This window comes from Xanthobacter nonsaccharivorans, from assembly GCF_043194755.2.
GTDB lineage: Bacteria > Pseudomonadota > Alphaproteobacteria > Rhizobiales > Xanthobacteraceae > Xanthobacter > Xanthobacter autotrophicus_G.
This window is the reverse complement of sequence record NZ_CM195526.1, coordinates 142,333-161,953: the sequence shown is the minus strand read 5'-3', so window position 1 is coordinate 161,953 and position 19,621 is coordinate 142,333. Positions and strand designations below refer to the sequence as shown.

The 19,621-nt window shown below is 70.8% G+C and carries 19 protein-coding genes; 1 reads left to right on the top strand and 18 read right to left on the bottom strand.

The annotated features are described in order from the left end of the window. Positions 1–26: 26 nt before the first annotated feature. The 10 genes from glyS to V5F59_RS00675 all read right to left on the bottom strand — a co-directional run bounded on the left by glyS (position 27) and on the right by V5F59_RS00675 (position 11,551). The gene (gene glyS / locus V5F59_RS00720; protein ID WP_393979382.1) at positions 27–2,111 is read right to left on the bottom strand and encodes a glycine--tRNA ligase subunit beta; all 2,085 of its coding nucleotides are present in this window, start codon (positions 2,109–2,111) and stop codon (positions 27–29) included. Between the two features lie 116 nt (positions 2,112–2,227). Then, the gene (locus V5F59_RS00715; protein WP_393979380.1) at positions 2,228–3,547 is read right to left on the bottom strand and encodes an MFS transporter; all 1,320 of its coding nucleotides are present in this window, start codon (positions 3,545–3,547) and stop codon (positions 2,228–2,230) included. 28 nt (positions 3,548–3,575) lie between these two features. Continuing rightward, the gene (locus tag V5F59_RS00710) at positions 3,576–4,922 is read right to left on the bottom strand and encodes an MFS transporter (RefSeq protein WP_393979378.1); all 1,347 of its coding nucleotides are present in this window, start codon (positions 4,920–4,922) and stop codon (positions 3,576–3,578) included. A gap of 18 nt (positions 4,923–4,940) precedes the next feature. Then, a complete protein-coding gene (locus V5F59_RS00705; protein WP_393979767.1) occupies positions 4,941–5,867 on the bottom strand; it encodes a glycine--tRNA ligase subunit alpha in 927 nt (308 codons plus the stop codon). A gap of 446 nt (positions 5,868–6,313) precedes the next feature. Next, positions 6,314–7,405, bottom strand: a complete 1,092-nt coding sequence (locus tag V5F59_RS00700; protein WP_393979376.1) for a TRAP transporter substrate-binding protein — start codon at positions 7,403–7,405, stop codon at positions 6,314–6,316. A gap of 213 nt (positions 7,406–7,618) precedes the next feature. Next, positions 7,619–8,749: an iron-sulfur cluster carrier protein ApbC gene (apbC, locus tag V5F59_RS00695; protein WP_393979374.1), complete on the bottom strand. Its 1,131-nt coding sequence runs from the start codon at positions 8,747–8,749 to the stop codon at positions 7,619–7,621. Between the two features lie 198 nt (positions 8,750–8,947). Further along, positions 8,948–9,607 (bottom strand): uracil-DNA glycosylase family protein, encoded by a 660-nt coding sequence (locus V5F59_RS00690; RefSeq protein WP_393979373.1) that lies wholly within the window; start codon positions 9,605–9,607, stop codon positions 8,948–8,950. Then, positions 9,585–10,328 (bottom strand): MBL fold metallo-hydrolase, encoded by a 744-nt coding sequence (locus V5F59_RS00685; protein ID WP_393979371.1) that lies wholly within the window; start codon positions 10,326–10,328, stop codon positions 9,585–9,587. The genes V5F59_RS00690 and V5F59_RS00685 overlap by 23 nt, the downstream gene beginning before the upstream one ends. A gap of 4 nt (positions 10,329–10,332) precedes the next feature. Further along, on the bottom strand, positions 10,333–10,944 hold the full coding sequence (locus V5F59_RS00680) for a glutathione S-transferase family protein (protein WP_393979369.1): 612 nt from the start codon (positions 10,942–10,944) through the stop codon (positions 10,333–10,335). 115 nt (positions 10,945–11,059) lie between these two features. After that, a complete protein-coding gene (locus V5F59_RS00675) occupies positions 11,060–11,551 on the bottom strand; it encodes a thermonuclease family protein (protein WP_393979367.1) in 492 nt (163 codons plus the stop codon). A 270-nt stretch (positions 11,552–11,821) separates the two neighbouring features. On the opposite strand from V5F59_RS00675, the gene V5F59_RS00670 reads away from it, so the two are divergent. Further along, positions 11,822–12,859: a sensor histidine kinase gene (locus tag V5F59_RS00670; RefSeq protein ID WP_393979365.1), complete on the top strand. Its 1,038-nt coding sequence runs from the start codon at positions 11,822–11,824 to the stop codon at positions 12,857–12,859. Between the two features lie 114 nt (positions 12,860–12,973). Here the strand turns inward: V5F59_RS00670 and cobT are convergent, their stop codons facing one another. The 8 genes from cobT to V5F59_RS00630 form a co-directional block, all read right to left on the bottom strand. Further along, the gene (gene cobT / locus V5F59_RS00665) at positions 12,974–13,996 is read right to left on the bottom strand and encodes a nicotinate-nucleotide--dimethylbenzimidazole phosphoribosyltransferase (RefSeq protein WP_393979363.1); all 1,023 of its coding nucleotides are present in this window, start codon (positions 13,994–13,996) and stop codon (positions 12,974–12,976) included. A 470-nt stretch (positions 13,997–14,466) separates the two neighbouring features. Beyond that, positions 14,467–15,096: a 2,3-bisphosphoglycerate-dependent phosphoglycerate mutase gene (locus V5F59_RS00660; RefSeq protein WP_393979361.1), complete on the bottom strand. Its 630-nt coding sequence runs from the start codon at positions 15,094–15,096 to the stop codon at positions 14,467–14,469. Positions 15,097–15,115: 19 nt separating this feature from the next. Further along, positions 15,116–15,931 carry a 4-hydroxy-tetrahydrodipicolinate reductase gene (gene dapB, locus V5F59_RS00655; protein ID WP_393979359.1) on the bottom strand — a complete coding sequence of 272 codons (816 nt, stop codon included), beginning with the start codon at positions 15,929–15,931 and terminating at the stop codon, positions 15,116–15,118. Positions 15,932–16,239: 308 nt separating this feature from the next. Then, positions 16,240–16,884 carry a DUF1330 domain-containing protein gene (locus V5F59_RS00650; RefSeq protein ID WP_393979357.1) on the bottom strand — a complete coding sequence of 215 codons (645 nt, stop codon included), beginning with the start codon at positions 16,882–16,884 and terminating at the stop codon, positions 16,240–16,242. 27 nt (positions 16,885–16,911) lie between these two features. Beyond that, positions 16,912–17,646, bottom strand: coding sequence for an orotidine-5'-phosphate decarboxylase (gene pyrF, locus V5F59_RS00645; protein WP_393979355.1), 735 nt, complete (start codon positions 17,644–17,646; stop codon positions 16,912–16,914). Further along, positions 17,643–18,224: a histidine phosphatase family protein gene (locus V5F59_RS00640; protein WP_393979353.1), complete on the bottom strand. Its 582-nt coding sequence runs from the start codon at positions 18,222–18,224 to the stop codon at positions 17,643–17,645. Before V5F59_RS00640 ends, pyrF begins: the two co-directional genes overlap by 4 nt. Positions 18,225–18,279: 55 nt before the next feature. Continuing rightward, positions 18,280–18,897 (bottom strand): class I SAM-dependent methyltransferase, encoded by a 618-nt coding sequence (locus V5F59_RS00635; protein ID WP_393979351.1) that lies wholly within the window; start codon positions 18,895–18,897, stop codon positions 18,280–18,282. Between the two features lie 64 nt (positions 18,898–18,961). Next, positions 18,962–19,582, bottom strand: a complete 621-nt coding sequence (locus V5F59_RS00630) for a TetR/AcrR family transcriptional regulator (protein WP_393979349.1) — start codon at positions 19,580–19,582, stop codon at positions 18,962–18,964. Between the last annotated feature and the right edge of the window lie 39 nt (positions 19,583–19,621).

The following is a 19,621-nucleotide window of genomic DNA, read 5'->3' as shown; positions in this document are numbered from 1 at the left end:
AAGGTGCGTGCCCCCGAAGTACCGATCTACCCGCCGATGCGGTCGAAATCGGCGATGCCGCGGGTGGCGGCGCGGATCTCGTCCAGCAGCTTCAGGCGGTTCTCGCGCAGGGCCGGGTCGGCGTCGTTCACTGTGACGGCGTCGAAGAAGGCATCCACGGGGCCGCGCAGGTCCGCCAGGGCGGTCATGGCGGCCTCATAGTCCTCCGCCCGCACGGCGGCGGCGACCCGCCCCTTCACGTCCTCGATGGCGGCGGCGAGGTGCTCCTCCGCCGGCTCCTTCAGAAGCGCGGCGCTGGTGGGGCCGTTGAAGGCCCGGCCGTCCTTCTTCTCCTCGATGCGCAGGATGTTCACCGCGCGGCGATAGCCGGCGAGCAGGGTCCTGCCGTCCTCCGTGTCGAGGAAGCGGCCGAGCGCCTCCACCCGGCGGACCACGAGGAGCAGGTCGTCCTGCCCTTCGAGGGCAAACACCGCATCCACAAGGTCATGCCGGGCGCCGCGGTCCCGCAGGTACACCTTCAGGCGGTCGGCGAAGAAGGCGAGGAGGTCGGCCTGCCACGCGCCGGCGCCATCGGGCAATCCGCTGCCCGCAGCTGCGGCAGTGATGACCTCGGACAGGTGCAACCGCAGCCCGTTCTCCAGAATGATCCGGATCACCCCCAGCGCCGCCCGGCGCAGCGCATAGGGGTCCTTCGAGCCGGTCGGCTTCTCGTCGATGGCCCAGAAGCCCACCAGCGTGTCGATCTTGTCCGCCAGCGCCACGGCCACGGAGACGGGGGCGGTGGGCACCCGGTCGCCCGGGCCCTGGGGCTTGTAGTGGTCCTCGCAGGCGGCGGCGACCTCGGGCGCGAGGCCTTCGCCCTGCGCATAATAGCGGCCCATGAGGCCCTGCAGCTCGGGAAACTCGCCCACCACCTCGGTCAGCAGGTCGGCCTTGCAGATGAGGGCCGCGTCCTCGGCGAGCGCCGGCTCGGCGCCCACCTTCGGCGCCAGCTCCACCGCGAGGCGGCGGATGCGCTCGATGCGGTCCGCCTGCGAGCCCAGCTTCTCGTGGAAGGTGATGGACTGGAACTTGGGCATGTTGATCTCGAGCCCGTTCTCCCGGTCCGTGTCCCAGAAGAACTTGGCGTCGGAGAGCCGGGCGCGGATGACCCGCTCGTTGCCCGCCACGATGGCCGTGCCGCCATCGGTGGCGACGAGGTTGGAGATGAGCAGGAAGCGGTTGGCGAGGCGCCCGGTCTTCGGGTCCTTCAGCACGAAGCACTTCTGGTTGGCGCGGATGGTGGCGCGGATCACCTCGTCGGGAATGTCGAGGAAGCGCTCCTCGAACGATCCCATGAGCACCACGGGCCATTCCACGAGGCCGGCCACCTCCTCCAGCAGCCCCTCGTCCTCCACCAGCTCCAGGCCGGCGGCAAGCGCCAGATCCTTGGCGTCGTTGAGGATGATGTCCTTGCGGCGGTCGCGGTCGGCCACCACCCTGGCGGCCTCCAGCTTCGCCATCCAGTCGTCCAGCCGCTTCACAGTGAAGGGCTCCGGCGCCAGGAAGCGGTGGCCGCGGGTGACGTTGGACGAGCGGATGCCCTCCACTTCGAACGTCACGACCTCCGGCTCGTCCCCTTCCGCCCCGAAGGTGCAGACGATGGAATGCAGCGGACGCACCCAGCGCAGCGTGCCCGTGCCCCAGCGCATGGACTTCGGCCAGGGGAAGGCGCGGATGACGGCCGGCACGATCTCGGCGATCACCTCGGGCGTCGAGCGGCCGGGCTTTTCCACCACGGCCACGTAGAAATCGCCCTTCTTGGGGTCGGTCTGGATGGTGGCCAGGTCGAGCGAGGAAAGGCCCGCGCTCTTCAGGAAGCCGGCGACGGCGGCCTCGGGGGCGCCGACGCGGGGGCCCTTCTTCTCCTCCTTCTGGTCCGCCTGCCGGCCCGGCAGGCCGTGCACCGCCAGCGCCAGCCGGCGCGGCGTCACGAAGGCCTTGGCGCCCTCGTAGAGCAGGCCGCGCTCCACCAGGGCGTCGGTGACGAGCTTCTTGAGCGCGTCGGCCGCCTGGGCCTGCATGCGGGCGGGGATTTCCTCGGAGAAGAGTTCGAGCAGAAGGTCAGGCATCGTTTCGGGCTCGCCCTCCCGGACGGGAGGCTGGCGCGGGCGCGCCGGGGTGAAGGTTCGGCTGTGTTGCTAGTGCCTTTCGGCCACCACGTCGAGAGGCGGTGTCTGACGCTGCGTCAGAGCGGGCGGCCACGGGTTTCCCGCAGGGTGAGCGCGGCGAGGAAGGCGACCACGCCCATGACGATGAGGTAGAAGGCCGGCGCCATGGCATTTCCCGTCAGGCTCACCAGCATCACCGACACCATGGGCGCCGCGCCGCCGCCGATGCCGAGGCCCACGTTCCAGCTGAGCCCCACGGCCGTGCAACGGGTGTGGCGGGGGAACATCTCCACCAGCGCCACGGCGATGGGCCCGCCATACAGGGAAACGATCACCGCGAAGCCCAATTGGCCGAGCAGCGCCAGGGTCGGGTCGCCCGACCGCAACAGCAGGAACAGGGGCCAGGAGAAGAGGGCGAGGCAGCCGAAGCCCGCCACCACCAGCCCCCGCCGGCCGATGCGGTCGGACAAAGCCGCGAAGCCGAGGCAGGCCAGCATCACCACCGCCATGCTGACGGTGTTCAGCTCCAGCGCCACGTGGCGGGGGAAATGGTCCGCCTGCTGGAGCCAGGTCACGAGATAGACGAAGACGAGGTAGAAGGCGACGCCCACCACGAAGGTCATGAGGATGGCGCGCAGCATGTCCCGCCAGTCCTCGCGGAAGGCGAGGACGAGGGGCAGCCCGGGGGTCTTCTCTGGCGGCGGCTCGTCCGCCACCGCCCGGCGCAGGACCAGGGCAAAGCCGCCCAGCAGCACCCCCAGCAGGAAGGGCAGCCGCCAGCCCCAGGCGAACAGCTGCTCCGTGGAGAGCAGGCCCGAGACCAGGGCGCCCACGGCGGAGCCGAGCAGCATGCCGCCGTTGCAGCCGACGATGACGAGGGAGGTAACCGCCCCGCGCCGGCGCACCGGCGCGTTCTCCGCCAGGAAGATGGCGGAGGTCATGTATTCCCCGCCCACGGAGAGCCCCTGCGCGAGGCGCAACAGCAACAACAGGGCCGGAGCCAGCGCCCCTGCCGTCTCGTAGGTGGGCAGGAGGCCCACCGCCACCGTGGACAGGCTCATGAGCCCGGCGGAGGTGAGCAGCGCCGCCCGCCGCCCGTAGCGGTCGCCCAGATGGCCGAACAGGACCGAGCCGAGCGGACGCATGAGGAAGGAGGCGGCGAACACCCCGAACACGGAGAGCATGGCCGCCACCGGGCTCGAGTCCGGAAAGAAGGTCTTGGCGAACACCCCGGCAAGGAAGCCGTAGACCGCGAAGTCGTACCATTCCAGCACGTTGCCGAGCGTGCCGGCGACCATCAGCCGGGGCGAGAGGCGGGAAGAAAGGCCGTCGCGCGGCACGGCCCCGGCGCCCCCGGAAAGGCCGCCCGCCACATCGGTGCCCACCATGCCGCTCATGCCCACCCCCAGCCAGAGAGCCTGAGGGTTACGGGCTTTCCGCCGGCGCGTCCAGCGCCCGGCCGCGCCGTTCCGGCATGCTCCAGAGCGCGAGGGCGGCGATCGCCGCCAGCCCCATCAGGTGCACGGCCGGCGCCATCGGGGCGTCGAGGCCCGTCACGAAATAGGTGGCGATCATCGGCGCCGTGCCGCCGGAGATGCCGATGGCGAGGTTCCAGCTGATGGCCATGGCCGTGCAGCGCACCGGCGCCTCGAACAGCTCGGCGAGGAAGGCGGGCATAGGGCTGCTCGCCGCCGAGACGATCACGGCAAGGCCCATCTGCGCCGCGAGCACGACCGCCGGCTCGCCGGACCGCAGCAGCAGGAACAGGGGCCAGACGCAGACGATCAGCGCGCCGAGGCCGAGGCCGGCGACACGCTTGCGCCCGATGCGGTCGGACAGCGCGGACCAGAACAGCACGCCGGCCACCAGCACCAGCATGCTCGCGGTGTTGAAGGCGAGCGCCCGGGCCGGCGGCAGCGCCGCCACCTGCTCCAGATAGGTGGGGAGATAGACGAACAGGAGATAGAAATCGGCGCCCATCAGGAAGGTCACGGCCGCGGCGCGCAGGATGTTTCCGCCCGCCTCGCGGATCGCCCGCGCCAGCGGCGGGCGACCGAATGCAGCGCGCGGCGTCTCGCTGGCGGAGCGCCTCAGCACGAAGGCGACAATCCCGAGCACCGCCCCGAGCAGGAAGGGGATGCGCCAGCCGAAGGCGAGGAGCGCATCCGGCGGCAGCAGAAAGACAGTGAGCGCCCCGACCCCCGAGCCCAGGAGCGTGCCGCCCTGGCACCCGGCCATGGCAAGGGCGGTGACGAACCCGCGTCGCTCGGGCGGGGCATTCTCGGCGAGGAAGACAGCGGAGGTGGTGTATTCGCCGCCCACCGCCACGCCCTGCATGAGGCGCAGCAGCAGGAGCAGAACGGGGGCGAGCGCCCCTGCCGTCGCATGGGTGGGCAGCAGGCCGATGCCCACCGTGGAGAGCGTCATCAGCACCACGGAGAGGAGCAGCGCCCGCCCCCGCCCGTGCCGGTCGCCCACATGGCCCATCACCACGGCGCCCACCGGGCGCATGAGGAAAGAGGCTGCGAATACCCCGAAGGCGGAGAGCTGCGCCGCGAGCGGATCGGTGCCGGGAAAGAAGTTGCGGGCGAAGGTGGCGGCGAGGAAGCCGTAGGCGGCGAAATCGTACCATTCGAGCAGGTTGCCGATGGCGCCTGCCGCCATGATGCGGAGCGGTGCCCGGGGTGAGGTCTCCCGCGCAAGCGGGTCACCCCCGGCGGACGGCGGGGAGCTGGGCGCGATCGCCGCGGCCTCCCCCGCCCCGCCGGTCATGACAGGAGCTCCGCCGCCTCAGGCCGCGCCGCCGGCGGCGGTCTTCAGCCAGGCGGCGCCGCAGGCCTTGGCCAGCTCGCGCACCCTGAGGATGTAGCTCTGCCGCTCGGTCACCGAGATCACGCCGCGGGCGTCGAGCAGGTTGAAGACGTGGGACGCCTTGATGCACTGGTCATAGGCCGGCAGCGCCATCTCGTGCTTCTCGCCCTTGTCGCCGGCGGCGAGATACTTGTGGCAGGCGGCCTCCGCCATGCGGAACTGGGCGAACAGCATCTCCGTGTCCGCGGCCTCGAAATTGTGCCGGGAATATTCCTGCTCCGCCTGGAGGAAGACATCGCCATAGGTGGTCTTCTCGGCCCCCTCGCGGCCGTTGAAGTTGAGGTCGTAGACGTTCTCAACCCCCTGCACATACATGGCGAGGCGTTCCAGGCCATAGGTGAGCTCGCCCGACACGGGCGCGCACTCGAAGCCCGCCACCTGCTGGAAATAGGTGAATTGCGACACCTCCATGCCGTCGCACCAGCATTCCCAGCCGAGCCCCCAGGCGCCGAGGGTGGGGCTCTCCCAGTCGTCCTCCACGAAGCGCACGTCGTGCAGCTTCAGGTCCACGCCGATGGCTTCCAGGGACTTCAGGTACAGCTCCTGAAGGTTCTCCGGCGAGGGCTTCAGGATCACCTGGAACTGGTAATAATGCTGGAGGCGGTTGGGGTTCTCGCCATAGCGGCCATCCTTCGGCCGGCGGGAGGGCTGCACGTAGGCCGCCTTCCAGTGCCGCGGGCCGAGCGCGCGCAGCGTCGTGGCCGGGTGGAAGGTGCCGGCGCCCACTTCCATGTCGTAGGGCTGGAGCACCACGCAGCCCTGGTCCGCCCAGAAGCGCTGAAGGGTCAGCAGCAGGGCCTGGAAGGAACGGTCTGGCCGCATGTGGGCCGGCAGGGTGGGGTCGATCATCATCCGCTCGCAGCAACTCGCGCCCGCCGGCAGGAGGCCGCCGCGGGCGGGCGGACACTAGAGCACGCGCCTGAAATTGCAACGCATGCGCCCCCGTCCACGCAGGCGCAGCGGGCCGCCGGCCCTTTCGCGCGGCCGCAAGACCGCGCCGGCACGGGTCGCCCCCGGCACATGCACCCGACGGAAGGAGCGCGGAAGGACGGTCCTCAAGCTCGCCACCCCCGCGCGCGGCGGCCATTCCAGCTGGGCCCGGCGTCAGCGCAGGAGGGCGGCCGCATCCAGGCGACGCGGGCGCGGCCCGCTGAGGGATCACCCTCCGGGCGTGAAGAAAGAGCATGCGTCATCCGATCTGAGCGCGGTGCGACCAGATCGGCGCGCCGAAGAAAAAGCCCCGGAGCATCGCTCCGGGGCTTCGTCTGAGGCGCGCTGACGGGCCTTCGGCATCAGCCGCGGTTGCGGGCGCGGATCATGAAATTGTCGTAGGTGTATTCCACCACCTGCCACCATTGGTAGGCCTCGCCGCGGAACGCCTTCATGTCCTCGTAGATCTTCTTGAAATCGGGGTTCTTCGCGCCGATTTCCTCGTAGAGCGCGGAGGATTCCTTGTAGGCGGCGTCCATCACCTCGTCGGGATAGCGGCGCAGCTGGGTGCCGGCCTTCACGAGGCTCTGGATGGCCACCGGATTCTTGGCGTCGTAGCTCGCCAGCATGCTCTCGTTGGCGCGGGCCATGGCGGTGACGAGGGCGGCCTGGTACGGCTTCGGCAGCTCGTTGAACCTGGCCTCGTTCACGAAGAAGTTGAGGGCGGCGCAGCCCTCCCACCAGCCGGGGAAGTAATAATACTGGGCCACCTTGTAGAGGCCCAGCTTCTCGTCGTCATACGGGCCGACCCACTCGGCGGCATCGATGGTGCCCTTCTCCAGCGCCGGGTAGATGTCGCCGCCGGCGAGCTGCTGCGGCACCACGCCGAGGCGGGCCATCACCTGCCCGCCCATGCCGGCGATGCGCATCTTGAGGCCCTTGAGATCGGCGGCGGACCTGATCTCCTTGCGGAACCAGCCCCCCATCTGGCCGCCGGTGTTGCCGCCCGGCATCATCACCACGCCGTACTTCTTGTAGAATTCATTCATGAGCTTGAGGCCGTTTCCGAACTCGAACCACGCATTCATCATGCGGGTGTTGAGGCCGAACGGAACGGCGGTGCCGAGCGCGAAGGTGGGGTCCTTGCCCACATAGTAATAGGACGCGGAGTGGCACATCTCCACGGTGTTGTTCTGGGTGGCGTCCAGCGCCTGCAGCCCGGGGACGATCTCGCCCGCCGCGAACACCTGGATCTGGAACTTGCCGCTGGTGATCTCGGAGACCGTGCGCGCCATCAGCTCGCCCGCCCCGAAGATGGTGTCGAGGGACTTCGGGAAGGAGGAGGTACAGCGCCATTTCACGTCCGGCGCCGACTGGGCGACGGCCGGCATGGCCACGGCGGCGGAAGCGGCGACACCGGCGCCGGCGGCAGTCAGGAAATCACGGCGTTTCATGAATGGCTCCCCAGACGTCTTATCGATGCGGTCCCGCGCGCGGGCCGTCATAAATCCCTTCTAGAGGGCCGGGTTGATGCTGGGAAGCGTGCGTGCAGCGCAAAAGATTGCCGCAGCGACAGGTACCGTCGCCACCGCACGCGTTTTTGACATTTCCGCAGGAAAGCCTGCCGCGCCGCACCGGAAAATCTGGCGCCGGCGCCCGCGCAGCTGCTACTCGATGACGATCTTCGGCGCCTGGCGGCTGGAGGCGGTGGCGCGCTCCAGCGCCGCCTTCACGCCCCGGGCCACGTGGCGATAGGCGTCCGCCTGGGGGCTCGCGGGATCGGAGACGACGATGGGCAGGCCCGCGTCGGACATCTCGCGGATGCGCATGTGCAGCGGAATCTCGCCGAGGAAGGGCACGCCCATCTTGTCGGCCTCCGCATGGGCACCGCCGTGGCCGAAGATGTCCGAGCGTCCGCCGCAGTGGGGGCAGACGAAATAGGCCATGTTCTCCACCACCCCGAGGATCGGCACGTTCACCCGCTCGAACATGGCGACGCCGCGCCGCGCATCGATGAGGGCGAGGTCCTGCGGGGTGGAGACGATGACCGCGCCGGCGAGGTTCACCTGCTGGGCCATGGTGAGCTGGGCGTCGCCGGTGCCGGGGGGCATGTCCACCACCAGCACGTCGAGGGGGCCCCACTTCACTTCCTTCAGCATCTGCGAAATGGCGGACATGACCATGGGCCCGCGCCAGATCATCGGCGTGTCCTCCTCCACGAGGAAGCCGATGGACATCAGCTGGAGCCCGAAGTTCTCCAGCGGGATCATGGTCTTGCCGTCAGGGGTCGTCTCCGGCTTCTGGGCGACGCCGGTGAGGCGCGGCACCGAGGGGCCGTAGATGTCGGCGTCCAGCAGGCCGACCTTGAGACCGAGGTCCCGCAGCGCCAGCGCCAGATTGATGGAGGTGGTGGACTTGCCCACGCCCCCCTTGCCGGAGGCCACGGCGATGATGGAGGCGACGCCCGGCACCGAGATGGCCCGCGAGGGCGCCGGCGCTCCATGGCCATGTCCGTGGCCGGCGGGCGCGGCAGGGGCCACCTTGCGCTCGGCGGTCAGGGCCACCAGGGCCGAGGCGACGCCCGGCAGCGCCTTCACCGCGCTCTCGGCGGCGATGCGCACGTCCTCCCAGGCCCGCGCCTGCGCCGGCTCCACATTGATGGAGAGATAGACCTTGCCCGAGGTGACCACCACGCCGGTGAGCGCCGGGGAGACGGAAAGCGCCACGCCTTCCGGCGTGCGCACCTTGGCGAGGGCGGAGCGCACCAGGTCTTCGGTCAGTTCGGCTGTGTCGGTCATCGTCTCTCACTCCCCCGCCGGCGCGCGTTTCGGGGCTGGCGCGGCGCCGGGCTGGAATTGCTCGAAGTTACCTTCTGATTCGCATGGCGCGGCGCAAGTTCAAAGCCCGACATATGGGCGCTGATTAAAGCTTGGGCAACCACGCCCCCCTCCGCCACGGCCATTCCTTGCCTGCCCAAGCCTGCGGCAGGCCTGCCCTCAGCGTCCGAGCGCGCGGGCGATGTCGGCCTTCAGCTGCGGCAGAAGGTCCCGCTCGAAGAAGGGGTTCTTCTTCAGCCAGCCGGTGTTCCGCCAGGAGGGGTGCGGCAGGGTGTAGACCGCCACCGGATCGGGGCGGGCGAGGCCGGCGGCGCGCACGCCCTCCCAGTTCGCCACCGTCTGCGTCAGGCTGGGCGCGAGCGCCTCCCGCAGGCCGAGGCGGGCGAGGTGATAGGCCTGCGCCGGCCGCCCCACGGCGAGGATGAGCCGGAACGGCGGCAGCGCGGCGAACAGAGCGTCGTGCCAGGTGGCGACGCATTCCCGCCGGGGCGGCAGGTCGCCGCCCGCCGCATCCTGCCCGGGAAAGCAGAAGCCCATGGGGGCGATGGCGACGCGGGCGGTGTCGTAGAACTCCTCCTTGCTCACCCCCATCCAGGCGCGCAGGCGATCGCCGGAAGCGTCGGTGAAGGGCAGGCCGCTGGCGTGCACCCTGGTGCCCGGCGCCTGGCTCGCCACCAGGATGGCGGCGGAGGCGGACACGCGCAGCACCGGCCGCGGGGCATGCGGCAGGGGCGCGCCGCGCGGCGCCTCCACGCACAGCCGGCAGGCGCGGATGCGCGCGACGAGCGCGTCGAGATCAGATGTCGAGCTCGAGTCCATCCTCGGCCACGATGAAATGGGCGGCATCCACCTCGCCGCGCCGCGCCCACATGTCGTCGCCCATGTGGGTGAGGAGGATGCGCCCGGCGTTGAGGTCGGCGCGCCGGCGCTCGATGGTGCGGTAGGCCATGTGGCCCACCGGCGCGCCGTCGAACATGAAGCTCTCGCAGATGAAGAGGTCGGCGCCGCCGGCGATGGGCAGGAGCGCATCGGTCCATTCGGTGTCGCCGGAGAAGGCGAGCGTGCGCGCGCCGTCGGTCAGGCGCAGCGCCGTGGAGGGGGCTCCCGAGGAATGGATCACCGTCGCCGTCGTGAGGGTGAAGGGGCCGAATGCCGAGGTGGAGCCGGGCTCCACCTCCTCCACCCGCCAGTCGAACCACCACGCATTCTCGCCCATGCGCGGGAACAGCACCTCCATGGCGGCGTCGATGCGCGCCCGCGTGCCGGGCGGGCCGACGACGAGGAGCGGCTTCCGGCGCCGCCGCACGAACTGCCCGTCCAGCAGCAGGAAGGGGATGCCGGCGAAATGGTCCCCGTGCAGGTGGCTGAGGAAAATGATGTCGATGTCGGCGGAATCGAGGGCGAACCGGTTGAAGTTGACGAGCGCGCTGGCGCCGAAGTCGAACGTGGCCACCAGCCCCGCCGCGGCGATGCGATAGCAGCTGTTGCCCCGCCCGCCGGCGCCGAAGGCGTCGCCGCACCCCACCACTTTCAGCTTCATCGCGTCAGGCCTTCATGCTCGGCCGCTGGGAGACCACGTCGCGCCAGCGCAGGAGATGGGTATGGCCGGCCGGCACCTCGGCGCGGATCACCTTCAGGAAGTCGATGGCCACCAAAGCGGTGATGTCGGCCACGGTGAAGCGGTCGCCCGCCACATAGCCGCGCTCGGCCAGCTCCAGGTCGAGATATTCGAGGAAGGCCAGCACCTTGGGCTTGTTGGCCTCGCCCCATTCGGGCACCTGCGGCACCTCCATCTGGGCCATGGCCGGGTTCAGGTGCCGCAGCACCATCATCACCGGATAGAACAGATCCAGCTCCACCCGGCGCTGCCACATTTCCACCTGGGCCTGCTCCAGCGGGGTGCGGCCGAACAGGTTGGGTTCGGGCTGGAGCGCCTCGAAATAGCGGCAGATGGCCATGGTCTCGCAGATCACGGTCCCGTCGTCGAGCTCGAGGGCCGGCACGCGCTGGCGCGGGTTGACGCGGGTGAACGCCTCCCCCTTGTGCTCCAGCTTGGCGAGGTCGACCGGCTCCAGCGGGACGGTGATGCCCTTCTCCGCGAGGAAGATGCGAACACGACGGGGGTTCGGCGCCCGTCCCGCGTCATAGAGCTTCATGGCCTTGCCGTCTCCTCGGTCTTCCCGTGTCTTTTGCCCGCGAAAGACCATGCCGGCGCAGCGGACGCAAGGGTCGATGGCCCGGCCGGGCGGAGGGCGCCGGGCCGGCCTGCGCTCAGTGCAGGACCGGATGGTCGGCGCGGAAGTCCGCCGGCTTCTGGAAGGTGCCGGCCCAGATGCCGCGGCGCGACGCCTGCGCCTCGGCTTCCGCGCCCGCGTAGTCGCGCCCGCGATAGGCCAGCGCAAAGCCCTCGCGCACCATGAAGTCGGACAGGTCGATGTCGCCCACGGAACACTGGGCCACCAGTCGCCCGTAGGGGTCGGTCTGCCGCCCCGCGCAGCGCACCTGCCCCTGCTCGGCCAGCCGGGCGAGGGCACTGCGCGCCGCCAGGCCGCACGGCCACGGGCGCCGCTCCCGCGTGCACTCCTGCCGCAGCTCCGGCGCATCGATGCCGGCGAGGCGGATGCGGGTGCCGCCCATGTCCAGCGTGTCGCCGTCCACCGCCACGGCCATGCCTTCCCGCACCTCGCGCTGCTGGAGGAACGCCGCCACCAGCGCGCAGCCGACGATCACGAGGATGGCAATGACGAGATCGGGCGCGCGCATGATGCCGAGGCACTCTGGAACGGGATAACGCCAGCATGGCGCGGTCGCGTTAACTGCTCGTTAACTGCGTCGGCCGCTACAGTCCGCATCGTGTCTTCCAGAGCGGAAGCCGGGTGGGTCGCATGCCCTGCCCGGAGGGTCCGCCTCTCGTTCCAACACCGCGAACGCGTGCTCCGGTCCGCCTGCCCTGCAAGCCGGCCCGGCACGCGCTCTTGAGGCCCGCGCCGCATCCTGTCCCGGATGCGCCGGGTGCGAAGGGCTCCCCGCCGCATGTCCGGCCCGCTCTGCCCCCCGCTCACCGACGCCGCAGGCCCCCCGCCCGCGGCGCAGGGGGGAGGAGTCGCGACGGCCGGCCCGGACCAGGTCCCGTGGCGGGAGCGGGCGTCCGTCGTCGTCACCGGAGCCCTCGGGGTGGCGGGCATCGCGCTCGCGGGCGGGGCCGTGTCGGGTCTCGTCGGGGCGCTGGCGGGAGGCGGGGCGGCCGCCATCGCCGCCGCCGTGCTGCTGCGGCGCATGGAGCGCCTCGCCGAGGAACGCCGCGCCTGGGAGGCCCGCGCCCGCGCCGCCGAGGCCGACCGCGCCCGCGCCGCGGCGGACAGCCGGGCCAAGTCCCTCTTCCTGGCCGAGATGAGCCACGAGCTGCGTACGCCCCTCAACACGGTGATGGGCTTTTCCGAGATGATGGCGCAGGAGGTGCTCGGCCCCCACCGCGTGCCCGCCTATGCCGGCTATGCACGGGATATCCACGCCTCCGGCCGCCACCTGCTGGCGCTTGCCGACGACCTGCTCGACCTCGCCCGCATCGAGATCGGCCACCGCACGCTCATGGAGACGCCGGTGCGCCTCGACCAGCTGGCGCAGGACTGCCTTGCCATGATGCGTCCCCAGGCGGACGACCGGGCGCTGACCCTGGAAGCCGAGATCCTCGGCGAGGCGCCCCGCCTGTGGGGCGACGAGCGGGCGCTGCGCCAGATCACCCTCAACCTGCTGGCCAATGCGGTGAAGTTCACCCCGCCGGGCGGCACCGTGCGGCTTCTCGCCGGCCTCGCCGGGGACGGGGCGCCGGTGCTGGCGGTGGAGGACACGGGGCCGGGCATCGCCGAGCGGGAGCTGCCGCTGGGCGGCGCCCATGCGCGCGAAAGCCGGCTCGACGTGGCCACCGGGCGGGGCGCGGGGCTGGGGCTTGCCATCGTGCGCGGGCTCGCCACGCTCCACGGCGCGAGCCTGACCCTGACCCGGCGGCCCGGCAGCGGCACGCGGGCGTGCGTCGCCTTTCCCGGCACGCGCGCGATGGACACGGCGGGCTGAGGACACGGCGGGCTGAGCCTTCGATCCCGGCACGGGAGCCGCACCGGGGAACGCGCGAACGCCGCGCCGGCGAGCCCCCGGACCGCCCGGGCGCGATGCGGGCCCAGGCAGGTCTCAGCTGTCCGAGACGCCCGCCTCGGCAAAGGTGGCCATGCCGCGATGGCAGGCCACCGCGGCCTTCACCACCCCCACCGCCAGCGCCGCGCCCGAGCCTTCCCCGAGCCGCATGTCGAGGTCGAGGATGGGCCTCAGGCCGAGCCGCTCCAGCAGGACGCGGTGCGCCTTTTCCGCCGAGACATGGCCGGCGAGGCAATGGTCGAGGGCGGCGGGATCCATGGCGTGGAGCACGGCGGCGGCCGCCGTCACCACATAGCCGTCGAGCACCACCGGCACCTTCTCGTGGCGGGCGGCGATGATCGCCCCCGCCATGGCCGCAAGCTCGCGCCCGCCGAGGCGGCGCAGCACCTCCAGCGGATCGGAAAGGTGGTCCTTGTGGAAGGCCACCGCGGCGCGCACCGCCTCGACCTTGCGGGCCAGCACGTCGCCGGTGGAGCCGGTGCCGGCGCCCACCCAGTCCTCCGCCGTGCCGCCATAGAGGCCATGGCACAGGGCGGCGGCGATGGTGGTGTTGCCGATGCCCATCTCGCCCAGGCACAGCAGGTCCGAGCCACCGGCGATGGCCTCCATGCCGAAGGCCATGGTGGCGGCGCAGGCCTTCTCGTCGAGGGCGGCCTCCCCGGTGATGTCCGGGGTCGGGTAGTCGAGGGCGAGGTCGAACACCCTGAGGCCGGCGTCGAAGGTGGCGCAGATCTGGTTCACGGCCGCCTTGCCGGCGGTGAAGGTGGCCATCATCTGCTTGGTCACGGCACCCGGATAGGGCGAGACGCCGCGGTCGGCGATGCCGTGGGTGGCGGCGAACACCGCCACCATGGGCCGGTTGACCGTGGGCAGGGAATTGCCCTGCCACGCCGCCATGTGGACCGCGATCTCCTCCAGCCGGCCCAGCGCCCCGGGCGGCTTCACCAATTGCCCCTGCCGCGCCAGCGCCGCCTCCCGCGCGCCCTCCGAGGGGCCGGGCATGGTGGAGACCAGGTGACGGATGTCGTCGAAGGGCAGGCCGGTGTCGGTGGGGTACATGGGGCCTCGATGGGAATGCGGCGGAACGATCGTGCGCCGCTCAATAGAACTCCCGGCCGCCGGGGGCAAATGGGCGTTTCCGGTCTTGCGGTGGAGCCCGGCGGCAGCCGGCGTTCCGGGGGAGGGCTTCACCCTGCGGCCCGGCTGTCGCTTCACCTTCCCGCGCGAAGCGGGCGACGGAACGGATGCCCCGGGCCAGCCGGGGCATGAGGCCCGGAAGAACCCATCGTGGCAGGCAAACGTGGCAACGCCCGAGAAGCAGCCTGCGCATCCCGGACCAGCGACACCGAAGGTGGAGCGCCGATCCGGGGCCCGGGGGAAAATCCTGCGCAGCAGCGCCATATCTTCAGCGAGGTTCTGGCAGCGGCAGCCTTCAACGCGCTCTCGCGCTGGGCCCCGGCTCTCCTTTCACCGCGCTGACGCTCCGTTTCAGTCGGCCGGGGCACAAGGTCGCGGCGTCGCCATCGCCCTCAGGCGGCCGCCACCAGGTCGCGCTTGCTCTCCACCGTGGAGTCCGCCGCAAGGCGGTAGACGATGGGGGCGCCGGTGGCCAGCTCGCGCTTCATGATGCCTTCGGGGGAGAGCTTCTCCAGCACCATGATGAGGGCGCGCAGCGAATTGCCGTGGGCGGTGACGATGGTGTGCTGGCCGCGCAGCACCGCGGGCAGGATCTCCTGGACGTAATAGGGCAGCGTGCGGGCCACCGTGTCGCGCAGGCTCTCGCCGCCGGGCGGGGGCACGTCGTAGGAGCGGCGCCACAGGTGCACCTGCTCCTCGCCCCACTTGGCGCGGGCGTCGTCCTTGTTGAGGCCGGACAGGTCGCCGTAGTCCCGCTCGTTGAGCGCCTGGTTCCTGAAGGTCTTCACCCCCTGCTGGCCCATCTCGCCCAGCACGAGGTCGAGGGTCTTCTGCGCGCGGGTGAGCGCGGAGGTGAAGGCCACGTCGAAGGTGAGCCCTTCCGCCTTCAGGCGCGCGCCGGCGCGCTTCGCCTCGGCGACGCCCTGCTCGGTGAGGTCGGGATCGCGCCAGCCGGTGAACAGGTTCTTGAGATTCCACTCGCTCTGCCCGTGACGGACGAGGACGAGGATGCGCTCGGACATGGACATAAACTCCAGCGGATCAGAAATCGGACAGGCCGAGCACGTCGGCCATGGAATAAAGCCCCGGCTCGCGGCCCTTCGCCCAGCGCGCCGCCGCGAGGGCGCCGCGGGCGAAGATCATGCGGTCCTCCGCCTTGTGGGCGAGCTCGATGCGCTCGGAGGGGCCGGCGAAGATCACCATGTGCTCGCCCACAACCGAGCCGCCGCGCAGGCTGGCGAAGCCGATGGCGCCGGGCTTGCGGGCGCCGGTCACCCCATCGCGGCCGCGCTCGGAGGAGGTGGAAAGCTCGCAGCCGCGCCCCTGCGCCGCCGCCTCTCCCAGCAGCAAGGCGGTGCCGGAGGGGGCGTCCACCTTCTTGTTGTGGTGCATCTCGACGATCTCGATGTCGAAGCTCTCGTCCAGCGTCGCGGCCACCCGGCGGGTGAGGGCGGCGAGCAGATTCACCCCGAGGCTCATGTTGCCGGACTTCACCACCGGCGTGCGCCGGGCCGCGGCGGCGATGGCCGCATTGTCGGCGTGGGAAAAGCCGGTGGTGCCGATGACATGGGCGATGCCCGCCTCGGCAAGGCGCTCGGCGAGCCGCACGGAGGCGCCGGGAGAGGAGAAGTCCACCACCACGTCGGCGCCATTGAGGGTGGGGGCGACGTCGCTCTCCACCGTCACGCCATCGGCCCTGAGGCCCGCCATCAGGCCCGCGTCCTCGCCCAGGTGCGCGGAGCCCGAATGCTCCAGCGCCCCCACGAGCACAAGGCCCCCGGCCTCGCTGATGGCCTTGATGAGGGTGCGGCCCATGCGGCCACCGGCCCCGGCGATGACGATGCGCAGATCGGACACAGTTCAACTCCCCGGATGCGCCGCTGGGTTGCCGGAGGCCGGCCCGCGTGAAGGCGCGTGCTGCAAATCCAAGTTCGAGAACGCGGTGCCCGATCCGGTTGCGGCGCAGTCGGATCGGCGCGGGCTCCAGAGTGCGATCCGTTCGGATGGCCTCCATCCGAACGGTGAATCGCTCTCTTACTCAAGGTTAGAGAACGCGGTGTCCGATCCGATTGGGGTGCAATCGGATCGGCGCGTGCTCTAGCCAATGGTCTGGGCGCGTCGGCGTTGCAATGCAACAATCGGGGCATGACCCCGCGGCGCGTCCCTCAGGCGGGCGGCGCCTCATGGCCGGTATAACCGGAGACGAGGCAGATATCGGCGACGGACGTCTCCTGCCGGATGGCACGCGCCCGCTGATAGGCGGGCGAGAAATAGCAGGCGCGGGCGGTGGCGGGGTCGCGGAAGGCGACCACCACATAACGCGAGCGCCCCCGCCCCTCCAGCAGATGGTGCCGGCCGCCGCGCACCAGGAACCAGGCGCCATATTCAGCGAAGGGCTCGGCGGTGGCGGCGACATAATCCTTGTAGCGCTCCGGATCGCTCACATCCACCTTGCCCATCCAGTAGCCGCGGGGATGCTCCGCCGTGCCCTCCGGCGGCGGCGCGGGCGAAAGCTGGGGCCCGTCGTAGCCCTCCACGGCGGCAAGGTCGGAAATGGCGGTGGCGCGGCGCAGGGCGCGGATGTCCGCATAGTCGGGCGCGTCGTAGGTGGCGACGGCGACCTCGAAGGAAGGCAGCTCCACCAGCACGTTGCGATGGCGCTTGATGCCTTCCAGCTGCTCGAAATCGCCGCCGCGGATGACGAAGCGGAAGTCATGCTGCCGGGCGAACTGGAGGTTCGCCTCCCGGTAGGTGATGTAGTCCACCGGGTTCACCACGTCGAGATTGAGGAACCAGTAGCCCTTCGCCATCTTCCCATCCCCCGGTCCGTCGCGCCCTCAGGCGCCGGCGAGTTCCGCCACGATGCTGCGCGCCGCTTCCAGAGGATCCGGCGCGGCGAGGATCGGCCGGCCCACCACGATCATGTTCGCCCCCGCGCCGATGGCCGCGGCGGGGGTGGCGATGCGCTTCTGGTCGCCCACCTCCGCGCCCGCCGGGCGCACGCCGGGCGTCACCACCAGCCGGTCCGGGCCGAGGATGGCGCGCACCATCGCGGCATCGGTCGGCGCGCAGATGCAGCCGGCGATGCCCGCCTCCCGCGCCTGCCCGGCGCGCAGGCGCACCGTGTCGGTCACGCTCGCGCCATAGCCCGCCTTGGCGAGGTCGGCATCGTCGTAGGAGGTCAGCACCGTGACGCCCAGCACCTTCAGATCGCTGCCCGCCGCGCCGCGGGCGGCGGCGGCCATGGTCTGGGGGTAGGCATGGACGGTGAGCAGGCTGATGCCCTTCTCCGCCGCGGCGGCGGTGGCGCGCTCCACCGTATTGCCGATGTCGTGCAGCTTGAGGTCCAGGAACACCTTCTTGCCGGCGCCGATGAGGTCCGCCGCGAGGTCGAGGCCGCCGGCCACGGTCAGCTCAAGGCCGATCTTGTAGAAGCTCACGACATCGCCGAGCTGCCACACCAGCGCCTCCGCGGCGCTGGCGCTCGGGAAGTCGAGGGCGACGATCAGGCGGTCGCGGCCCCTGGCATGGAACTCGTGCAAGTCGGCATGGCCTGCTTCGCGCTCGCTCATGGGGCCTCCTCCATTGGGCGCCAACGCTCCGGAGGAGATCCGGGGCCGGCGCGGAACCAGCATCCACCCCCCACCGGGGGCTGGTCGTGGACGCGCGAGATGGGGTAGCCCGCCAAGTGGCACAGAAGCAAGGTGCCAACGCCGCCATGGCCGACGAAGATGACCGGAAGGTCTCGATCCTGCCGAACCTCCAGAACCGCCCGGACCGCCGCGACGACGCGCGCCTGCGCGTCCACCGCCCGCTCCCAGCCCCGCACGCTGGCCTCGGGACTGGCGAAGAAGGCGTTGGCCATGGTCTGGAATTCGGCTTCCGGCAGGTAGCCGGTGGCGGAGCGGTCGTTCTCCTCCAGGCCGTCGTGGACCTCCACGCCAAGGTCGAGGGCAGCGGCGAGGATGCCGGCGGTTTCCTTCGCCTTCTCCTCCGTGGAGGCGATGAGCCGGCGGTAGGAACCGAGGCCCGGCAAGGCCGCGAAGGCCTGGGCACGGGCCCGGCCGACAGCGGACAGGCCCCACTGGGGCACCGGAACGGCCGCATCCACCTTGACCTGCGGATGGGTCAGATAGAGGAAATGCGCCACAGCGGCCCCGCATGTGGAATGAAGACCCGGCGCGGGGCGGCGCCGGCCCGATGCGTCACGGGCGGCGATAGGCCCAGACCCGCGCCGGCGGGATGTTGCGCCACACCCGCGGGGAACGCTCGCCGTCGATGGCGCCCTTCACCAGCGGCACCGGCGAGACCACCGCATAGGTGAACTGCACGAACGGCGCATGCGGGTGGGAGAGATCGAAGGCCTCGTTCACCATCCGGTGACGCTCGCTCTCCGGCATGGTGAAGAGCGGCAAGGAGGAGATGGTGCCCACGGCCTTGCCCGGCAGGCGGTCGGCCAGCGTCTTGCCCAGCTTGTAGGCGTCGCCGTTGATGACCGTGACCCCCGGATAGCGCAGCCGCAGCAAGGCGCAGAATTCCGGATTGTATTCGATGAGGAACAGCCGCTCCGGCGCGAAGCCGCGGGCGAGCAGCGCCTTGGTCACCGGGCCGGTGCCCGGGCCGAGCTCGATCACCGGGCCGTCCATCTTCGGGTCCAGATAGCTCGCCATCATCTTGGCGAGCGCCGGGCTGGAGGGAGCGACGGCGCCGGTCTTCAGCGGATTTTGAAACCACGACTGGAGAAAGCGCACCTCGTCCTTGAGATTGGGCTTCGAAAGCAAAGGCTTGTGAAGCGGGCTGCGCTGGTCGTGGGAATGAAGCATCGACGGAACCTCGAGCGCCCGATTGGATCGGTTCTCAGGCGCTTAGACGGGAAAACGGGCTGGGTCAAGATTCGTGCCGCGCAACCAGCACGCCATGGAGGAGGCTGTCGAGGGCGTCGGCGATCAGGTCCTCCTCCGGCGCGGCGAGAAAGGCGGAGCAGGTGAGCTTGAGGCTCACCGTGCCGTGGATGAGGATCCAGAAGGTGAGCGCAAGGGCCTCCGGGGCCTTGCCCTGCCTCAGCCGGCCCGATGCCGCGAGGTCCGCGAAGGCGCCGTGGATCAGCGCAAATGCCGCAGCCCCGGCCTCGTCCTTGCCGCCCAGCGCGCTCGCGGCAAAGCCGGGCTCCATGAAGATGAGGCGGTAGGTGTCCGGCTCGGCGCGGCCGAAGGCAGCATAGGCAAAAGCGAGCGCGGCGAGGCGCGCCACCGGATCGGGCGTCGCGCCCGCTTCCGCAAGGGCGGCCAGCAGCGCACGCATGCCAGCCTCGCCGAGCTCGCGGGCGATGGCCTCGCGATTCTCGAAGTGGAGGTAGAGGGCGGCCGCCGAATAGCCCGCCGCGTCGGCGATCCGCCGCATGGTGAGGGCCTCGAACCCCTGCTCCAGCACGATGCGGCGCGCCTCTGCGAGGATGCGGGCACGGGCGTCTTCCTTCCGGCGGGCACGGGGGGCGGCAGGCGCGGGCACGGGCCCTCCTTCAAGGCTTGACATAAACACTGTTCAGTT